At 36.4% G+C, this 20,381-nt stretch carries 16 protein-coding genes; 4 read left to right on the forward strand and 12 right to left on the reverse strand.

Annotation, left to right across the window (positions count from 1 at the left end; genetic code table 11):
* Positions 1-7: 7 nt before the first annotated feature.
* The 9 genes from HGP29_RS11195 to HGP29_RS11240 all read right to left on the reverse strand — a co-directional run bounded on the left by HGP29_RS11195 (position 8) and on the right by HGP29_RS11240 (position 12,234).
* Positions 8-874, reverse strand: a complete 867-nt coding sequence (locus HGP29_RS11195) for an RnfABCDGE type electron transport complex subunit B (RefSeq protein WP_168882491.1) — start codon at positions 872-874, stop codon at positions 8-10.
* A 61-nt stretch (positions 875-935) separates the two neighbouring features.
* Entirely contained in the window at positions 936-1,793 is an 858-nt protein-coding gene (locus HGP29_RS11200) for a ferredoxin reductase domain-containing protein (RefSeq protein WP_168882492.1), read from the reverse strand.
* Between the two features lie 251 nt (positions 1,794-2,044).
* Complete coding sequence (locus tag HGP29_RS11210) at positions 2,045-2,626, reverse strand: electron transport complex protein RnfA (protein WP_168882494.1); 582 nt, start codon at positions 2,624-2,626, stop codon at positions 2,045-2,047.
* Positions 2,623-3,261: an electron transport complex subunit RsxE gene (gene rsxE / locus HGP29_RS11215; RefSeq protein WP_168882495.1), complete on the reverse strand. Its 639-nt coding sequence runs from the start codon at positions 3,259-3,261 to the stop codon at positions 2,623-2,625. Before rsxE ends, HGP29_RS11210 begins: the two co-directional genes overlap by 4 nt.
* A gap of 59 nt (positions 3,262-3,320) precedes the next feature.
* Positions 3,321-3,968: an FMN-binding protein gene (locus tag HGP29_RS11220; RefSeq protein WP_168882496.1), complete on the reverse strand. Its 648-nt coding sequence runs from the start codon at positions 3,966-3,968 to the stop codon at positions 3,321-3,323.
* The gene (locus HGP29_RS11225; RefSeq protein WP_168882497.1) at positions 3,965-4,981 is read right to left on the reverse strand and encodes an RnfABCDGE type electron transport complex subunit D; all 1,017 of its coding nucleotides are present in this window, start codon (positions 4,979-4,981) and stop codon (positions 3,965-3,967) included. Before HGP29_RS11225 ends, HGP29_RS11220 begins: the two co-directional genes overlap by 4 nt.
* On the reverse strand, positions 4,974-6,317 hold the full coding sequence (gene rsxC / locus HGP29_RS11230) for an electron transport complex subunit RsxC (RefSeq protein ID WP_168882498.1): 1,344 nt from the start codon (positions 6,315-6,317) through the stop codon (positions 4,974-4,976). Before rsxC ends, HGP29_RS11225 begins: the two co-directional genes overlap by 8 nt.
* A gap of 7 nt (positions 6,318-6,324) precedes the next feature.
* Complete coding sequence (locus tag HGP29_RS11235; RefSeq protein WP_211093270.1) at positions 6,325-11,229, reverse strand: 2-oxoacid:acceptor oxidoreductase family protein; 4,905 nt, start codon at positions 11,227-11,229, stop codon at positions 6,325-6,327.
* 759 nt (positions 11,230-11,988) lie between these two features.
* Positions 11,989-12,234: a hypothetical protein gene (locus HGP29_RS11240; protein WP_168882499.1), complete on the reverse strand. Its 246-nt coding sequence runs from the start codon at positions 12,232-12,234 to the stop codon at positions 11,989-11,991.
* Positions 12,235-13,089: 855 nt separating this feature from the next.
* On the opposite strand from HGP29_RS11240, the gene HGP29_RS11245 reads away from it, so the two are divergent.
* Positions 13,090-14,610, forward strand: a complete 1,521-nt coding sequence (locus HGP29_RS11245; protein ID WP_168882500.1) for a carboxypeptidase-like regulatory domain-containing protein — start codon at positions 13,090-13,092, stop codon at positions 14,608-14,610.
* A 298-nt stretch (positions 14,611-14,908) separates the two neighbouring features.
* Here HGP29_RS11245 and HGP29_RS11250 read toward each other — a convergent pair whose 3' ends face one another.
* Positions 14,909-15,052: a hypothetical protein gene (locus HGP29_RS11250; RefSeq protein ID WP_168882501.1), complete on the reverse strand. Its 144-nt coding sequence runs from the start codon at positions 15,050-15,052 to the stop codon at positions 14,909-14,911.
* 496 nt (positions 15,053-15,548) lie between these two features.
* Between HGP29_RS11250 and HGP29_RS11255 the strand changes: the two genes are divergently transcribed.
* From HGP29_RS11255 to HGP29_RS11265, 3 genes are all read left to right on the forward strand, one after another.
* The gene (locus HGP29_RS11255; protein ID WP_168882502.1) at positions 15,549-16,418 is read left to right on the forward strand and encodes a helix-turn-helix domain-containing protein; all 870 of its coding nucleotides are present in this window, start codon (positions 15,549-15,551) and stop codon (positions 16,416-16,418) included.
* Between the two features lie 80 nt (positions 16,419-16,498).
* Positions 16,499-17,254 carry an MBL fold metallo-hydrolase gene (locus HGP29_RS11260; RefSeq protein ID WP_168882503.1) on the forward strand — a complete coding sequence of 252 codons (756 nt, stop codon included), beginning with the start codon at positions 16,499-16,501 and terminating at the stop codon, positions 17,252-17,254.
* A gap of 155 nt (positions 17,255-17,409) precedes the next feature.
* A complete protein-coding gene (locus HGP29_RS11265) occupies positions 17,410-17,991 on the forward strand; it encodes a hypothetical protein (protein ID WP_168882504.1) in 582 nt (193 codons plus the stop codon).
* 155 nt (positions 17,992-18,146) lie between these two features.
* On the opposite strand, the gene HGP29_RS11270 is transcribed toward HGP29_RS11265, so the two are convergent.
* Together HGP29_RS11270 and HGP29_RS11275 are read right to left on the reverse strand one after the other, a co-directional pair.
* Entirely contained in the window at positions 18,147-18,416 is a 270-nt protein-coding gene (locus HGP29_RS11270) for a YciI family protein (RefSeq protein WP_168882505.1), read from the reverse strand.
* A gap of 10 nt (positions 18,417-18,426) precedes the next feature.
* Positions 18,427-20,364, reverse strand: a complete 1,938-nt coding sequence (locus HGP29_RS11275) for an acetoacetate--CoA ligase (RefSeq protein WP_168882506.1) — start codon at positions 20,362-20,364, stop codon at positions 18,427-18,429.
* Between the last annotated feature and the right edge of the window lie 17 nt (positions 20,365-20,381).

Genomic DNA, 20,381 nt, shown 5'->3' on the forward strand with positions numbered 1-20,381 from the left:
TAGGGTATTAAGAGAAAGCAATTTTCTTTTTTTCTTTACGAATAATTCTTTTGCTTTCCTTTCCTTTGATGATCCCGTGGTCATCATCGAGCCAGACAATCGCACCCGTAGGACAACGTTGTATAGGTTTTCTTGTAGTATGATTTTTATTATAATCGATCTCAGGTAAATTGTTGTTCATGGTGATCAATCCATTTTCAGCATCCATCACACATTTTCCACAAGCCGTACAACCTACCTGACATTCCTCTAGAATTTCATCACCTTTCTGAGTGTTTTTGCAAGCCACCCATAGCCTATGATTTAATGGTTCTATGGAAATTAATCCTTTAGGGCAAGCTTCTACACAATCTCCACAAGCCGTACATTTATCTGTATCAACTTCTGGAATATGATGTTTATTCAATTGTATAGCATCAAAATCACAAGCAGACACACAGTCTCCATGACCTAAACATCCCCAATTACAACCTTTTTCTCCTCCTGAAATTAAGGAGGATGCACTACAACTTTTTTCACCATAATAGTTCACTCTATTGATGGCGACGTTTGCACCACCCTGACAAGCTATTCTGGCAACTTGTTTATCTTCACTTACTAAATCAACGCCCAAAAATTCGGCAATAGCTTGTATGCCATCTTCAGAATTGACTGTACATTTCCCTGGGGCTACCTCTCCTTTAACAACAGCTTCTGCAAAATTTCTGCATCCAGGTAATCCACAAGCTCCACAATTTGCTTTTGGCAATAAATCATCGACAATATCTATTCGGGGATCTTCAAAAACATACAATTTCTTATTGGCAATAATTAGCATAACCGCCAATAGAAAAGTGAGTCCTCCTAATGTTATTAATGCAGTAACTATAGACATGGTTTTCTCTTTTTTTATTGAAGTAGTTGCAGGACTATCACTACAACTACTTCTTTATGATTTAATAAATCACTTCTCCCCATTTACCGCCTGCAATTAGTTCTGCTTTACGGTTGTTCCATCTTTTCTCAGATCCAAGAATGTTTGAGAAGGCTTGGTCTAGTTTTTCCAACACATCTTTGTAGCCTGCTACATAAATATGTGTGTTGTTTTGGTTGAGCATTTGTTTTAATTCATATGATTTTCCTTCAAGGACCGCATCTAGATTGATAGGGTCGGACCAACGAGGTCGAGGACTAACAGCTTGAAGTGCCTCAAAGGTATCTTCATCATAATAATTCGTAAGATCATTATTTTTATGATTCATATACAGCATATCCAATCCGCTTCTTGCCCCATAGAAGAGTCTTACTTTCCCTTTCCAGTCATCAATCTCATTGTAAATATGTTTGATAAAAGCTCTGAAAGGAGCAATACCAGTTCCCATTCCAATAAGAATGAGGTTGGCATCATGGTCTTCAGGTACATTGAAGGCTAGATTAAATGGCCCTGTGATGGTAATTTCATCTCCAGATACTCTATTGCATAAATAGTTAGAACAGATACCGTTGAAAATCTCACCACTTACATCATCTACGTATTTACAACGTTTGACTAATAGTTTTATACGTGTTTTACCTTCTACGACTTCTGGTATATCAGCAACACTGTATAATCTATGGTGGTAGTTATTCCCAAAGTCGCCATTGGCATGAACCAATACACCGAAACTTTGGTTGACTTCACATATAAATTCAGGATCTTGAACTTCAAGCAGCAATTCTCTTACTTCTTCAGAATCTGAAGGAGTAAGGTGATCGGAATGTAATACAACCGCCTTATAGCGGATTTCTGTTGGGTATTCTTTAAGGTGTGTCATAATTTTTATTGGTAATAGAGTGATCAATAAAGTGGTATTCGATTAATTACTCAGTTTTCTTTTTTTACATACTACGCCACATTTACAGCCTCCACATTTTGAACGGGAAGCTAGTGCATCATCACTTTTTACATGCTCTTTGAACAATGAAGTCCACAAGTGCTGTATGATCATCCACCCTGTAAACAGTGCGATAACGAATAATATGTTGATGAAATGTGACATCATTTTAAATGCTTATTTTCAAAGTATCAGCTACCAATTCCTGAAAATCCCATAAATGATAAGGAGAGTATACCTGCAATTAGTAATGTAATCGCAGTTCCTTTTACAATTTTTGGTGTATCAGCAAATTCAAGCTGTTCTCTTAGACCTGCCATGAGTAACAAAGCAATGGTGAATCCTGCCCCGGCACCCAAGGCATAGACAAAACCTTCAAATAGGTTATATCCTTTTGCCGTTTGGAAAAGTACTAGTCCTAAAATTGCACAGTTGGTTGTGATGAGTGGAAGGAAGATACCCAAAGCATTAAATAATGCGGGACTCATCTTTTTCACAAACATCTCTACCAATTGTACGGTAGAGGCGATCACAACAATGTAACTGATTAATTGTAGGTAGGGAGCATCCATCCAATTCAACAGGCTATTGATCCCAAAGGCACAGATTGAACTGATAATCATTACAAACGTTACTGCAGCTCCCATTTTAGAAGCGGTAGAAACTTTTCCTGAAACTCCTAAGAAGGGGCAGATACCTAAGAAATATGCCAAAACAAAATTGTTAATCAGGCATGCATTAATGAAGATGTTCCAATATGATGCTGTATTCATAACTTACTTCTTTTTTCTTTTAGGTAATTGAACAACAATAACCAAAATGCTAAGGTGAAGAAACCTCCTGCAGGTAAAATCATAATGATCCACGATTGGAAATTTTCTGGTAAGAGCTGTAAATCGAAAACGGTTCCGCTTCCAAATATTTCTCTTACTACTCCTAAACATAAAAGAGCAAAGGTGAAACCGATTCCCATCCCCAACGCATCCAGAATAGAATGTTTGAGGTTATTTTTTGAGGCAAAAGCTTCTGCTCTACTAAGGATTAAACAGTTGACCACGATCAATGAAATAAATGCTCCTAAGCTTTTGTGTAACTCTACACTAATAGCTTGAATCACATAATCAATCACAGTAACAAAAGTGGCTATAATTAATATGTATGACGATATTCTTACTTGCTTCGGGATGAAATTCCTTAACAAGGAAATAAGGATATTCGACATCAATAAAACAAAAGATGTAGCGAGTCCCATGGCCAATGCATTACCAGCAGTGTTGGTAACGGCAAGTACCGGGCACATACCAAGAACTTGTACAAAGACTGGGTTTTCCTTCCACAGCCCTTTGATAAACTCATCTGTACTTCGATCTTCTTGTTTCTTCTCTTTCTTTTCTTCTAATGCAATCATAAGCTTTGATTGTTATTAGTAATAGTAAGTGATGTTATCTACTGAATTTTCACTTGCCATTATTGATTTACTTTTTCCATGCTATCATTGATGATTTTCCCAATAGCTCTACTCGAAATGGTTGCTCCTGTAATTCCATCAATTTCCCATGGATGGTTCTTCTCACCATTTTTTACAGTGATCACGGCATTATTGAGTTGCTTCTTTTCCTTGTCCCAACTGACATCCAGAGCGATAAAGTTGGCTAGAAAGTTTTCATCTTTTTCAATCTTATCACCTAGGCCTGGAGTTTCTTTACTCTCTAATACATGGAACCCGACAACTGTTTCTGTTTTGGGATCATAACCTATCAAGATTTTAATAATGTCAGCATACCCTTGTCCGCTACACTCCAATGCATATCCAGACATGTTGCCTTCATCGTTGTATCCAACATAAATTCTGGTTAACCCCTGTTTCTTTTGGTCGAAGGGTATTAATGTTCCGTTTTCAATCAGCATGGGCTCCATCTTTTTTGTATTGGGAATCACTTGAAAGATGGCTTTTTCTAAAGCTTCTGCTTTTAAGAAAGCCCGTCTCTCACTTGTTCCTTCGTAGATAGATACAATTAGTAGAGCACAAAGTAGACCCAGCCCTACCATTGCTGATAGCATTTTTCCACTCTTTGGAGTATCCTCTTGTGGTATAGGTTGACTTGGTGCATTCATGACTTTTTACTTTTTGATGTACCGTAAACTTTAGGTTGTATCCATCGATCGATCTGTGGAGATAAAGCATTGGCCAATAAAATAGCATACATTACTCCTTCGGGAAGTCCTCCCCAAATACGAATGACGACGACTAAAATTCCAATGAAACAACCATAGATGCATACTCCTAAAGATGTGATCGGTGAGCCCACCATATCTGTAGCCATAAACATAGCTCCCAGCATTAGTCCTCCAGAGCATAAGGTAAACCATGGTGTAGGATATACTTCGGGTTGTATCATATATAAAATGCCTGAAAAGATAAACGCACTACTTAGAATGGATAATGGAATCCTCCAATTCATCATGCCTTTGTAGATAAGGTAAATGCCACCCAGTAGAATAAAAACAACACTGGTTTCACCCGTAGAACCTCCGACAAACCCTAAGAAAAGGTCTGAAGTTTCTACTGCAACATGATCAAACTTAAAAGCCGATAATGGTGTAGCTCCAGAACTTCCATCAAATACAGGTTGTAGTAAAGGAACAGTAAATAATGAAGAAGGAACTGAGGTAAAACGATTGTCAAGTAATGCAGGATACCAAGTAGTAATAGCTACAGGAAATGCTGCTTGCAATACCGCTCTACCCACTAAGGCAGGATTAAATACATTGTAACCCAATCCACCGAATAAGAATTTTCCTAATCCAATGGCGATTACACCCCCAACCATTGTCATCCAAAGTGGAAAAATAGGAGGGAGTGTAAGGCCCAGTAGTAAACCAGTTATGGTTGCAGAGTAATCATCTATCGTAGTGTCTTTATTTGTGACCTTACAAAGCAAATGTTCTGTAAATACACAGGAAGCCACCGACATACCTATGGTCAATAATGCACTGATACCAAATACATAAACTGAAAATAGTGCAGCAGGTAATAGTGCATAGACCACATTCTTCATGATCACATCAGTGGTTACACCTTTAGTAAGGTGAGGTGATGTGCTGATATGTAATGTTTTACTAAGCATGTATTTTGGCTTTTCTTTTTCTAACAATAGATTTAGCAATTCTAAACCTCTGTACTAACGGAATATTGGATGGGCATACATAAGAGCAGCTTCCACATTCAAAGCAGTCCATCAAATTGCAATCTTCTGCCATCTGATCATATGATTCTGCTTTTGCCAATAACCCCATTTTCGAAGGGTTTAGACTAATAGGGCAGGCATCTACACAGCTTCCACATTTTATGCAGGCAAAAACTCTATCGTTTACCTTTACTTCATTCTTTGTGAAAACTACTATTCCAGAGGTACCTTTAACGATAGGGATATCTAAGTTGGAAACTGATACACCCATCATTGGTCCGCCGAGATATACTTCTGAAATATCATTGGAGACACCCACTTCTTCGAGGACAAACCGTAATGGAGTACCAATAGGAATAAGGTAATTGCCTTTTTTCTTTACCCCAGGCCCTGTTATTGTTACTACCCGTTCTTGAATACCTTGGCCTCTAGGTAATAGTCTTCCTATTTCTGCAGTAGTCGCTACATTAACGACAACAACACCCACATCAATAGGTAATCCACCCGATGGCACTTCGATATCAAGAACAGAAGTGATCAACATTTTCTCCGCACCTTGAGGGTATTTTACAGGAACTACTTTAACCGATATAGGTAAGTCTTCTGGAAGTAAACTTTCAAGATGCTTTGCGGCATTTTTCTTGTTGGCTTCAATGCCAATTATACATTCATTTGCTCCTGTTGCCTTTAATAAATATCGAATACCCATAAAGATGTCTTCTGCTTGTTCTAGCATCACTCGGTGGTCTGTAGTAAGGAAAGGCTCACATTCAACACCATTGAGTAAGAGTACATCACAGGTTTTATCTTCTGGTACTTTCAGTTTAACATGAGTGGGAAAAGCTGCACCTCCAAGGCCAACAATACCAGCTTGTTGAATACCTTGTAGGATATCACTTTTGTCAGCATCATAATGGATGGGTGTACCTTCTGCTACTTCCTGTCCTGAATAAGGGAACGCTTCAAGGTAAATTCCCTCAGACATTTTTCCACCTACAGTGGGTACAGGTTTTATCTTTTGAATAATTCCCGAAACAGGAGCATGTAGTGGTACTGACATATATCCATTGGCCTTAGCTAGGAGCTGACCTCTTGCTACTTCCTGTCCTTCTCTCACAACAAGTTCGGCAGGTTGGCCAATATGTTGTGAGAGGGGAAGGATGTACACCGGAGCAAAAGAAAACTGTCTGATCGGCAGGTCTTTTGTGTCGTCTTTAAACTCCGGTGGATGAATCCCATGTTTGAAAGTATTTTTATGGAAATTAAATAACTTCATGGGCTTTCTAGTTCAAACGCTCAGCTCTTTTAATCCATTTTTCGATGTCCTTTGGAGAAAGATCTGTCGGTAATCCTGGATGAATTACTCCCTGCGAACATTTCTCTCCAGCTTTCACTAAATCCGAGAATGGACCAGCACCAGGGTTTTTAATGATCGCTTGCTTTTGATCATTATATTCAAACATTTTGTTGTTGATCTTAATGCACTCATCACAGCCACTACATTCTTCAGATTCTATCCATGGAGCCATTGCATTCTCATTGCTTACAACTTCAACGATAGTTTCCGAACTTTGAGGATCATCTTGTGATGGGACAATCATTTCAGAAATATCACCACTTTCACCAGTAGCTAATTTCATTAACCCTTGAGCGAGTTTACCTACTATATCTTGTCTGATTTTATTTTCATCGACAGTTTCTATTTCTTTAACCCCAGCGATGTCTTTCAGCATAATCCAGAAATCTCTTCTTTCTTCAGCAGAATCGACAATTGGAGCGGCAACCATAACGCGTATTAAGTTTTCCTTTTTATCTACTGCCCAGATGTATGGGAAAATACCGTCTCGATCTTCTTTAGGCAACTCCATAAATTCAGCCAATGGCATCATATTATCATTCCAAGTATCTCTTGGTGCTACTCTAAAGTGTTTTCTAAATCGAGCTTCAGTGATGGCAAAATCAGCAAAAGTCATATCTACTTCCATCGATTTATCTTTGCCATTGTCTTTGTATTTCAGTGTGTACGATGGCCAAAGTTTATCCATATCAGGGTTACCCGATAAGTCGAAGTTTTCTGCTGCTGTTGTGCCAATATCAGGGTTGTATTTAAAGACCGGATAGGTACGCGATTCTATCGCTAGTTTCGCTTGATGTGCCCCCAAGTCATCTGCTACGCCATGTTCTGGTTGGCAGGTAGTATAAATATTAAATAAGGCAGGGCGCTTTGTCATCAAACCATCGATAAACCCTTCTAACATTTGTGATGTATTCGCAAGGGTAGATTGTAACACATAAGTATTTCGATGTGCCATAGCTATTAAGCCAATTTCCTTACGAGGTTCAGGTTTTCCTTTCCATACCTTACCATACTGAGCCATATCAGAAACCTGACCAATAAAGCCTGAAGTACAAGCCTGTCCACCAGTATTGGAATAAACCTGAGTATCTACAACAACGACTTTAATAGGTTTTCCGGAAGCCATCATTCTTGAAAGGTTTTGGAAACCGATATCATACATAGAACCATCGCCACCTAAGGCCACAACAGGTGGGCACAAGTGCCATTCCTCATCTGAGAATTGCTGCCAATTGAAGTAAGTGAAGAAATCATCATGTTTATCAGGGTCGTAAGCGTTTTCAAGCTCTAACTCTGCTTTACGAACAGCTTTAAATCCATCGGCCATTTTTGCCATATGGCCTTCAAAGATACCCATCGCTAATGAGGTGGAATCTTGGAATAAGTGATTGGCCCATGGGAATGGATAAGGATTGTATGGATAAGTCGATCCCCAAACAGAAGTACATCCTGTAGCGTTGGTCATACCCATAGAAGCTCTTCCTCTTCCGGTAGTACCTTGTTCATATTTCCATTTTAGCTGCTTCAGTTGTGCCATCAACTGAGTGACATTTCTGAACCAATCTTGATCGATAGGATCTGTACCTTTCGCCGACTCAATACGGCTAGTAATGCCAGACATGGTCAAGTCAGTATCAGAAAGTTCTGAAACAATGGATGACATCAGATCTGCATCGTTCAAATTGACTGTTTCCATCAATTTCAATTGAATGTGCTTCTCCAGTTTTCCAATGAGTTCATTGAGGTACGCCACATGCTTTTCTACTCTTGGCATCATCAATGACTCTACTGTTGCAGTGAATAAATGCACTACTGTTTTTTCAGAACAACCTAGACAAGCTCCATCACCCGACGCGAAGGCTGAATATGCTGATTTATTAAGTAATAGGGTTTCTAATGGACCAATTTTTTCTTCAAGGTCATCAATCCTATTGTATTTTGGAGGAGTAGAAGGAAGGGCTTCCCAAAGGTCCCATTCTTCTCGTAATTTGGCTACAGAACCATCAGTCTGTATGACGGGCTTTAATGCATCATCTTCACAAACCTTGATACATTCCATACAGCCCTTACAAGTTTGAGGGTTTAATGTGATGCTAAATAAACCACCACTACCTTTTTCCTTCTTCTCATTTAAGTGATAGTACGGACGAGTTAATGCAAATTGGAAGTCACCAATTTCTTTTTTGAACCATTCTAATTCTTGAATTAACTCTGGAGATGTATTGGCATCATAGATTTTTTCATCTAAAATGGCATGAATCTGATCGCTCACGGTTACATCACCTTTAACCGCATCAAAGCGGTCACGAATTTTGGTCGTCATCATTCGAATGGCTTTAGGCAAGTGATCCACTTTACCATATTTCTTTCGAACTCTTTTCACTACCGTGTCCATCACATCATCTAGTTCGGAAACCAAACCAGGTAATGCGGTATCTGGACAAACGGTATAACAGTTTCCGCAGGCAGTACAATTGTTAGGTATCCATTCAGGATGTTCAAAACGGATACCTGTCATATCTCTGAACAACGACGAGGCTGCAGGCATCACACTAAGACCAATAAATGGATCAGTGATATTGTCGTTGCCCATTCCTTTTTGGTAGAAATTACCAGTTTGCTCCCAGAATCTATGAACGTCAGAGAGGTTAGACTCACTGACAGGAGCCGCTTTAAGCATGTTGGGGACAGGGATGTTTTTATGAATGTCTTGAATGACTTTCTGTTCGGTGATCTCTTTACAAGTAATTTCATTTACTTCATCAAAGCCACGTTTTACTACACGCATGTTGTCATCAACAACTCTTTGCCCTTTCGCACCGAATTTATATTGTAATTGATCTTGAATTGCATCTAATAATTTATCTGCATTAAGACCTGTTTTTTCCATCAATGGAGAAGAAGAGAAAAATGCCCCTTGGAAGGCAATACCTTGCATACGTAGTTGTAATTCAGGATCGGTGGCTTCTTCTCTAGCGATTTTAAAACCATCAATATAGAATACATGAATGTTCTTATCGATGATAATTTTTTGATATTGTTTAGGGATATCAGCCCAAACTTCTTCTTGTGTTGCTTTATCACTTTGGATAATAAAACAGCCCCCTTCCTTAAGTCCTGCAATTGCATTTGTATGCTTGAATACATTTGGATCAGGAGATAGCACAACATCCACAAAATAATATTCGCAGTTGATTCGGATAGGTTCAGGGGCTGCAGCAAGATAATAGGTAGTAGGTTGACCCTTTTTCTCAGAACCGTATTTCGGATTAGCTTTAATATCATAACCTAATAGGTCAAAGAGGGTCATGGCAAGGTTTTTACCTGTTGTGATTGCACCCCATCCTCCGATGGAATGGAAACGAACGGTAACCGCTTCTTTTGGCATTAAGTTAGGATTTTCTGATCCTCTCACAGAAAGTTCCTTAATGTTAGGGTAAGATTCTTGAATGGTTTCTTGATACTGTCTTTGTTTTGGACTAAATGATTTTTCCCTTACAAAGTCAATGGATAAGTAGAACTGTTTTTTCTGAGTTCCACTTTCCAGCATATTTTCAATCGCACCGATAATACCTTCTGGTTGTAGATCTCGGCTACCCATACCGAATGATCCAGAATATAGCGCAGGCATTTCTTTAGGTTGGTAACCTACTAGCTCTGGGTAAGGAAGGTTTTTCTTGTGCGTTCCGTTTTCTAGACATTTTGAAAGGACCGATCTGATCTCTCTCATAATTGGAGCATCTTCAGCAAGAGGTTGGTCGAGACGTTCTAAGATGGTTACCCCTTTTTTACCTTTCAAAATTTTTGCTAAACAATCGGCAGGGAAAGGTCTAAACATTACCAGATCCACTACACCAATTTTTAACCCTCTGGTTTCTCTGAGGTAATCAACCACTGCTTCTGCACTAGAAACGACACTACCTTGGCCAAGGATCAGATAATCTGCATCTTCTACCTTGTAGGTCATTACTCTTTTATATCGACGGCCTGTTAGTTGATAAAACTCTTCAAATGCATCATCGGTAATGTCCTTAATATGATCAAAGAAGAATGGACGCTGTGCAGCAACTGACTGCATATAAGCATCTTGGTTTTGAACAATACCAGTCATTAATGGGTTGTCTACATCCCAAACTTCAGGAATTCTTCTTCGTTTTTCTCCATAAATTATTTTTTGCGCCGGAGTTGGCGTATCGATTATATCATCAGGTCTACCTAGAAATTCTTTAATAAGATCTCTTTCAGGAAGGTCCAATGATTCGATCAGGTGAGTAGTAAGGAATCCATCTTGTGCGATCACTCCAGGGGTTAATGCCATCTCAGCAATTTTATGTGAGATGATATTTAAGTCGGCTACATGTTGTGCCTTTTTAGCGAAAAGTTGGAAAAATCCTGTATCATCAATCGCATGGTAATCATCATGCCCTGCATGTACATTTAATGTGGATTTGGTCATGGCTCTTGCACCAATATTCAACACATAAGTAAGTCGCTTACCTACCGCTGCATAAAGAGATTCATGCATATATGCAATCCCCTGACCTGAAGAGAAATTGGAGGCCCTTTGTCCTGTCATTGATAAACCTGCGGTAACAGCTGCTGCTGCATGTTCCCCTTCGGGTTCAATAAAAATAAGAGGTCTATCAGAAATGTTGAGATGTCCTTTTGCGGCTTCTTCAGCCCAATATTCACCCATTTGGGTGGAAGGAGTAATAGGGTATGCACCCGCTGCATCTGACGATTCCCTTTCGCACATAATAGCTACAGTGTTCCCATCCATAGCTACACGAACTCCAGGGTACTTGACGTTAGTTCTGTTGTCGTTGTCCATTGAATATATAATTTTCCGTTGTTTATTTTATGTATAACAAAAATAAACTAATACCGTAAGTGTGATTGTATTAGTATCTTTTGTACTTGTTTCTATCAAGGATATTCAATAAAAGCGAGGTTAGTATGCCTCTCAGCTACAGTGACTTGTTCGTCCTGTAGCTGATGTGAGAGGTCAAAAGTAGATTAGTTTTATATTTTATTCATTTCTACTTATTAAGTAATAGTTCTAGTTTTCTAATTCTAAGTTTTGATAAAGAATTAATAGGTAATAGGTTGATACACGTGATAGTTATATGGTTATAGTAAGTTTCATTTCATACTTTTTCGTTGTTTGTTTTTCATTATGTGTAATGATTACACTATAAATGTAGGCAGACCCTAAAAAAAATGACATGACGATGATCAAAGGAAAAAGTGACCAAGGTCATAAAGAAGCTTATACTTCACCAATTACTAAGAAATCTATTTTGTAATATCTCATTGATTAATATTTCATAATGAGATGAAAATTAGATATTTATAAACTTGTGAATGTTGTTTGGTAGTCAAATTAATAGAATGGTTAAAAGAGTGATTTTATTTATTTAGAATCTTTCCAAAATGTTAATCTCAAGCGATTGTTAACAATATTTACAGAGTGAGGAGCTAAAAAAATATCAGTTATTTCTAACAAAAATTATTTAACCAATAAAAAAGGCTGTTATATCTTTCTGATATAACAGCCATTCCTAGTTACACAAATTTCAAAAAATTTGGATTAAAAAGAAGTTTCAAGTAAATCCTTTGCTTTCGCATTACCAGCTTCAGTAATACCGCAGAATACACCCTTTGGGCTTTTTTCGATATTATCAACATAGCCAGCAAAAGCCAATTGATCTACCATTTCTTCAATCTCAAAAGTGGACGCCTTAATTCCAAACCTACGGACGATTGTTTGTAATGATACGCCACCATTTAAACAGATTCCAGCTAATAGCTTGATTGTTTTGAGTTCTTTGGACATTGTAATAACAGTTAATAGTTGTGTGGACATTTGTAAGTGTTTTACAATTATATATATTTTTTCGAATTTCGGAAACAATTGTATTCTAATGTGATAGCATATTTATATTTTGATGCTAAAAGTCATTATTTTTTTTGAAAAATTAGGATTTAGCCTGAAAATCGACCCTCTGCAACCGGTTTAAAATGTAATTATTACACTAAAAATGAGGGTTTTATCTATAAATTGTACATTCCTTATAAATGGCCTTCTGTTTTATATAGTATTAGAAAAGAAAGTATTCATTTTAACTATTTAAAGATTATTTCTCTGTTATCGATGGAATTCGTAGAGAATTTAACACTAGAAATTGTGTTGAAATAAGGAAATATATTCTTCACTTGTGTAAGTGAACTAATCTGTTATTGTTGCTGTTTACCTTGGTGTAACTCATTAACTATCTTTCTCGACCTATTATCATGCACAACAACCAAAGGTTACTATTACAAGTGATCTCAATTCTTTTTATATCTGTAGTATTGTATAATAAGCTTTATGCTATTATTACAGATTATGATCTCAGTCTTTATTATTTCATAGATCTCATCAAAGATTCTTCTCACTCTTTTTTCAAATTGAAGGCAGGGATTCAAACCCATCTTTAGTGCTTACTAATTTCTAGATTTGTGATTAGATGACTTTTGTTGGTATGCCACAAGTTGAATGACATTAATGATTTATTCATCTATAGTTATGTGAAAAAATTATTAATTTGCATTAGCTGTTACATCCTTTATGGATTCAGAGTGTCAAATTATAAATAGAAACTAGTAATAATACATTGAGAAATGTATTGAAGCCTAAAACTATCAACGAATGAAAATTATCTACTCAATTGTCATTTTATTATCTCTCTCTTTCACTACGTTTGCACAAGACATCATTAGGGGTGTTGTAGTTGATGCTGAGACGAAAGAATCATTACCGTATACTAATATTATTCTTGCCAATGCCAAGAAAGGAACAGTAAGTAATGCTGATGGGAAATTTAACTTGTCTTTAAAGAATATCGATACTTCAGATACCCTAGTTTTTAGCTATGGCGGTTATGAAACAGTAAAAGTAGTGATCGATAAACTGCCAAGAAATTGTCAAATTGCATTGAAGCCAAATATTGTCAACCTTGAGGAAGTTGAGGTGACCGATAAACAAGAAAATGTAAAAGACATCATTGCTAAGATCGAAGACAACTTTGAAAAGAACTATGTTGTTGAAGCTCCTTACAAAGAAAAACTGTATATCCATAACTATGGGATAACAGAATTTGACGATGATATTCTAGACCCAATGTTGGTCAAAAAATCTAGCTTTGAAGGGCTCAACCAGGAAACTTTTGATGAGTTGAAAAGAGTGCTACCAAAAGAGTTTATCAATTACAATGATGCACAAGTGATGTTGTATCATAAAGAAGATGAAGCCAAACTCTCTAATCTTCAAGCAATTTCATTAGAAGAATCTACAGCATCTGAAGCTTACGATCAGTTGACAGAAAAATTTGAAGGTTTTGTGAACGATATGGAATCCAGTTTTAACAATGATGAAATCTATTATCGTTTTAAAATGGGAATCATCTCTACTAAAATCCGCGGTGATTCAACCGATACAGAAGACGCTTCTGATGATTTTGAAAGAGATAGCACCAGTTATACTGTAGGTACGAAATATATTAGAGGTGGTATCAATGAATTAAAAAAGAACTATGCTTCCTTAGATAATAAGAACTGGGAGTTTGTCACCAAAAGAGGAAAGTACAATTATACTTTAGAAGGAGCGTCGATGATGGATGATGATGTAGTGTATATCATCACTTTCAAACCTAAAAATGGAGGCCTATTCTTTGGCAAAATGTATGTTTCTACAGAGACTTTTGCCGTATTGCAGATTGATTTTGAATATGCTCCTAATAAAGAAGGGAGAGATATCCATTTATTTGGTTTTGGCTACACTGAAACCTTTAAAAAAGGGCGAGTTCTTTTCGAAAAATCTGGAGATAAGTATTATGTGAAATATATTAATGCAGAAGAACACACCACTTTTAGTGTTGAAAGAAGCTTTGCATTAGTGAAAAAACAAAAGCGTTTCTTTGTTGATAAGACATTGAATGAGATTAAAATCAAGTTTAATATTGTTGCAGACTCGAAAGAAACGAAAGAGTTATTGGTATTAGATCGCAAAGATATCACAGAACAATCTTATGATATGGTGGAGGAAGAAGAAAAGATGAAGTTTCAGAAGATCGTAACCACTCAAGATTATATCTGGGAACATGGGACTGTAATCGAACCTACACAAGAGCTCAAAGCATATAAAAGAAAAGAAATTACGGAGAACAAATAATCTTTAGATGAGGTTCAATAGTTCTGCTAATAAAGTTTAAAAACACATCTTTAAGCGTTGTAAATCGTTTAAAAAAGAAGGCATTCATTTAACAAGATCAAGCAATTTATTCTACACTTCATTCAAAAAAATTGTATTGATTTTGGGATTTAAATGTAATCGAAAGGCTGTTTAAGCTACCTTTAACCTTAGCAGATTACATATGCTGTTGTTATAATTGACAATGGCAGATTTTACTATTAACCGATTATCAATAATTTAGGCTGTTTTACAAATATAGATGTAAAACAGCCTTTTTTTATCTTAAATCCGGTGTGTTGATATAGCCTATAGCTATCATTTCATTTCTAAATGTTTTTACTAATTCATTGTCCTTATAAACCAGCACCTTTCCATCCTGATGCTTGATTTCATAATTGATATTCTTCTTAGCTGATTTCATGGTATGTGTACGTTAAGTCTGTTTATTTATCGAATGTTATTATAGCAAAAGTTAATATCATATAAGATCATGCAGAAACAAAAAATTGTAAGTTAAGAAGTGTTTTATAGATGTTAATAAGGTCAATTGCTATAATTCAAAACAATTTTTATTGAACGTATACAAAAAATAATCGACTGAAAAGTAACGTTGTAACAAAGTGAAAAAATGTTTCATTTTCAATCACTTGCATACTAAATTTCTATCTATCATATTTAAAGTATCAATGTTACTTATTAGAATGATACAAGTAATATTAATGCAATAAAAGGTTATTAATAGTTAAGTTAAAGAGTGTAGAAAGGTCTTTCCTAATGGGGAAGACTTTTTTGTTTTCTACATATTGAGGACTTTGTGTATTCAAAAAATAATTTACTTTTGCTACTGTGTTACTAGAAAAATAATCTATTATTTTCTATCCATAATTTTTCAATTCCATAACGGTAGAGATAGTACAATGAAGCATGTGAAATTTAGTAAAACGATTTGTGGTGTTGATTTTCTTTTAAATATCTTAGACTTCGATCCTTCACAAAAACATGGTCTTACATCTGAGTTACAGACTACTGATTTTTTTCAGGTGATCTTTATTAAAAGAGCTAAAGGAACTTTACAGCTTAATGATAAAACAATTGATCTTAAAGATAATTCTGTTGTTTTTATTTCTCAGCATCAAAGGCATCAATGGAAAGTAGATTTGGACAGTTTCGATGCTAAGGTCTTAGTATTCCAGGAAGATTTCTTAAATGAATTTTTTGCCGATAAGTATTTTACTTACCGCTTATTGTACTTCTACCAATCGGCTTATGAGTTATTCTTGCCAATTGACACCAAAGAACTACAAAGGTATACGTCTGATTTAGAAGAGATACAAGCAGAACTTCTCGAACCTAAAAACGACAGTACTCATCTTATCCGTTCGTTACTTTATTATATACTTATTCGATTAAATCGAAGCTACTCAGAATACAATAAGATTACCTGTGCGGTGTCCATAGACAATTTAGCTTACAAGTTTAGGAAACTAGTGGAAGAAAACTATATCACAAAACAACGACTGGAAGAATATACCGAATTGTTAAATATTAGTAGAGTGGCACTAAATACTGCGGTTAAAGCACAGTTTAATATTACAGCTTCAGATTTTATCAAATCAAAAATCATCTATGAAGCGAAAATGAAACTGATCTATTCGAATTTGACAGTTTCGGAAATTGCCCGACAGCTTAATTTTTCTGAGCCCAATCATTTATCTCGATTATTTAAGAATAAAGAAGGGGTGAGTCCGAATGAATATAGAGCAACTTATCAAAATGGTAGGAATTGATAATTTATTGGTAAGCATACTATGACTGGGTTTCATGACCTTTGTATTAGAAATTTAATGAAAACCTTAAATACATAATCATGAACTCTGTAGATATCCAATTGATCAGAAATGCGACTTTAAAATTAAATTATGGAGGAAAGACTCTTTTGGTAGACCCGATGTTAGGTGAGAAAAACTCAATGATGTCTTTTGTTGTTCCGGATCAAAACTTGAACCCAACCGTCGACTTACCTTTTACTAAAGAAGAAGTAATTGAAGGAACGGATGCAATGTTATTGACACATGCACACCCAGATCATATTGACCCAACTGCAATAGAACTATTAAATAAAGATTTACCTGTTTTCTCTCAAGATACTGAAGAGCAAATGTTGAAAGATGCAGGATTTACACAAGTAACACCAATTACAACTTCTGCGACTTTTGATGGTATTGAAATTGAAAGAACAGGGGGTAAACATGGTCCAGAAGAGGTATTAGATGCTTTAGGTCAAGTTTCGGGATTTGTGTTAAGAAAATCTGATTACCCTACTATTTACATCATTGGTGATTGTTTGTTAGATGATGAAATCACAGAAAATATCAAGAGGATCAATCCAGATATTATTATTACCAATTCGGGTGGTGCGATTTTTATGGGACAGGCAAGAATTTTAATGGATGAATCTGAAACAGTGAAAGTGGCTCAATTAGCTCCAAATGCTAAAGTGATAGCTACACATATAGAATCTTTAGATCATTGTCAGGTAACGAGAACATCGTTAACAGCTGCAGCGGCTGAGGCCAGTGTTGAAGTGATTATACCAGCAGACGGAGAAGTCATCTCTTTCTAATTTTACTTAAACCCTTTCCTAATATCAATTAAGAAAGGGTTTTTATGACGTTCTTATTTATTCATTCGTTTGAATATATTAAGATAAGGTTTAGAACCTTATTTTTCGATTAAGCGTATTAATCAAACGATCGAACAATTATTTAAATTTAATCTATGCAAAACACTTTTACTGTAAACACTACTCAATTAAAGGTTCTCGCATTGGTATTCGTTGGATTATGGTGGGGAAGAAGCGAAGTAAATGCACAAACCACTATACTTCAATTAGCCGGCTGGGACAATTCAGTAGAGTTTTCTGCCTGGCAACAATTGGGTAAAGATAACTCTAGGCATTTCTTAAATTTTAGAGCCGGAGTAAATGACTGGATGTCTCCGATGGATCCGTCTGATGTGAATAATAAAAAGATGAAAGGAAATTACTCACTTTCATTAGGTTATGGTTATCAATTAACGGATAAGCTCATGCCTTATTTAACAGTGAGAAAAGACTTGAATAAACTAGATAATATAGGTTTTGTCACAGGCCTTGATATTCAAACCAAAACCAGGTTTAACTATACTGTTGGTTTTACAAGTACATACGATGTTCTCAAGGATTGGAACAGAAGTAATGCTTGGGTGGATATCTATTATCGAATAGGAAATAAAGGGTGGAAGATAGGCATGGAAACCGCCGTCACCGTAACAGGAGAAGTAGGCTTTCTATGGATGATCAATAAGTCCATCCATTGGTAAGATAAAGTAGTTTTTATGAGTTATACAAATTCCAATGACTTATTGCTAATTATTCAACTATGATATCAGGTTTGAGAGTTCTGATATTGCCAACAACTCAGAGGATTAACATTACTTTTCCCGAGAATGAAATTTCATTCTCGGGTTCTTTTTATCTAAAGACCAACCATAACGACCCAGGGCCTGACATACCATTTCTTAATAAGCTTTTCTTTAACATAGGGGTCAATAGAAGCAAATTTCTCTGCCTGTTCTCTTTCGTTAAATACCAATAGAGCTGTATCTGCAGGTTCACAAAGGGCACCACCAATGAGTAGTTCTCCATCTTCATGTGCTTTATTGACTAGATACAAGTGTTCTTCCCTAAAGGGAGCTCTGAGCTTGATAAAATCATCAACGGTCTCATAAAATAGTACATATTTCATATTTTTAATCTTAATATGTTAACTCTTCTAGGTTGGCATAAAGTTGTAATGCTTCAGGGTTTAAGAGAGCATCTGTATTCTTTACAGGTTTGTTGTGAACAATATTTCGAACGGCAATCTCCACAATTTTTCCACTCCTAGTTTTCGGAATATCTGATACTGCAATAATTTTAGCAGGAACATGTCTTGGTGTGGCATTTTTTCTAATGACCTGTCTAATCTCTTGAATTGTACTATCTGTTAGCGTCTCTGACGGTTTCATAACAACAAATAAAACAACACGACAGTCATCCTTCCAATCCTGACCAATAGCTATACATTCTTTTATGCTTTCGACCTTCATGGCTTGTCGATAAATTTCTGCTGTACCTATTCTAACTCCCCCTGGATTTAGAACAGCATCGGATCTACCATGAATAATGAGTCCGTTGCTTTCAGTCACTTCTGCGAAATCTCCTTGTGCCCAGATATTTTCAAAACGAGAATAGTAGGCATTAAAGTATCTTTCATTATTCGTATCGTTCCAAAAATAGAGTGGCATTGTTGGAAAAGCATTTCTACAAATCAGTTCTCCTTTTTCGTTTTTGATACTTTTTCCTTCTTCGTCGACTACATCCAAATCGAATCCTAGACCTTTACATTGCAGTTCACCCGCTATAACAGGTAAAGTAGGGTTACCAGCTACAAATGCACCTATTAAATCAGTGCCACCACTTATTGAAGAGAGTACGAGATTGCTTTTAAAATGTTCATAGATATAATGAAAACTTTCTGAAGAAAGTGGTGATCCTGTCGAAAGTATCGTTCTAAGATGGCTCAATTGATGTGTATCTTTGGGTGATATACCTTCTTTTGATAACGCACTGATATATTTTGCACTAACTCCGAATACAGAGATACTTTCCTCATCAATAAGGTTAATAAGGTAACTAGGTGAGGGATAAAATGGATTCCCATCTACAATCAGTAAAGTACAACCAGTTGCTAAACCAGTAACTTGCCAATTCCACATCATCCATCCGCATGTGGAATAGTAGAAAAATATATCATCTGCTGTGAGATTGGAATGTAACTGATGCTCTTTTAGATGCTCAAGAAGTACGCCTCCAGCTCTATGTACAATACATTTTGGCTGGCCTGTAGTTCCACTAGAATACATGATGAATAGAGGATGATCAAAAGGTAATGATACGAAATCCACTTCTTTTGCATGGTTATCAAGATAAGTATTCCACCTTACCGCATAAGGGTAATCCTCCAAGGAAACATCTTGATCTATAAAATCAAATACAATTATTTTCTCAATCGAGGGTACAGCTTGGTGTAATTCATCTACCTTTTTTAAACATTCATGAACCTTACCGTTATAACTGTAGGCATTGGCTGTAAATAGCACTTTCGGAGCTACCTGCCCAAAACGATCTAACACTCCTTGAAAACCAAAATCGGGAGAGCAAGAAGTCCAGATTGCACCAATACTAGAGGTAGCAAGCATTGCAATAATAGCTTCAATACAATTGGGTACAAAGCCAGCAATACGGTCACCTTTTTCTACTCCATCTTGTTTTAGTTGGTGAGACAACTGAGCTACTTTTTGATAGAGCTCTTTGTATGTTAATGTTTTACGATCACCATTTTCTAGCCTTCCGACTAAAGCGATTTTATTATCTCTTCTTTTTAATAGGTTTTCAGCATAGTTTAATGATGCGGTAGGAAACCATTCACATTTGGAAATGTGTTCATGAACAATTTGATAAGGAGGCTGTCCTTTTTCACCTTTTACATCACAAAAGTCCCAGATAGTAGACCAGAATTTTTCGCTTTCTTTGATGCTTTGGTGGTGAAGTTCATGATAGTTGTAGTTGTCGGTTTTCAGAAAGGTTTTATTAAAGTCAAAAAGCCGACTTTGTTCAATTTGCTGGTTAGATGGTGTCCAAAGTTTTTGCATGTGTGTTGATTTATATA

The organism is Flammeovirga agarivorans, from assembly GCF_012641475.1.
In the GTDB taxonomy this organism is placed as follows: Bacteria; Bacteroidota; Bacteroidia; order Cytophagales; family Flammeovirgaceae; genus Flammeovirga; species Flammeovirga agarivorans.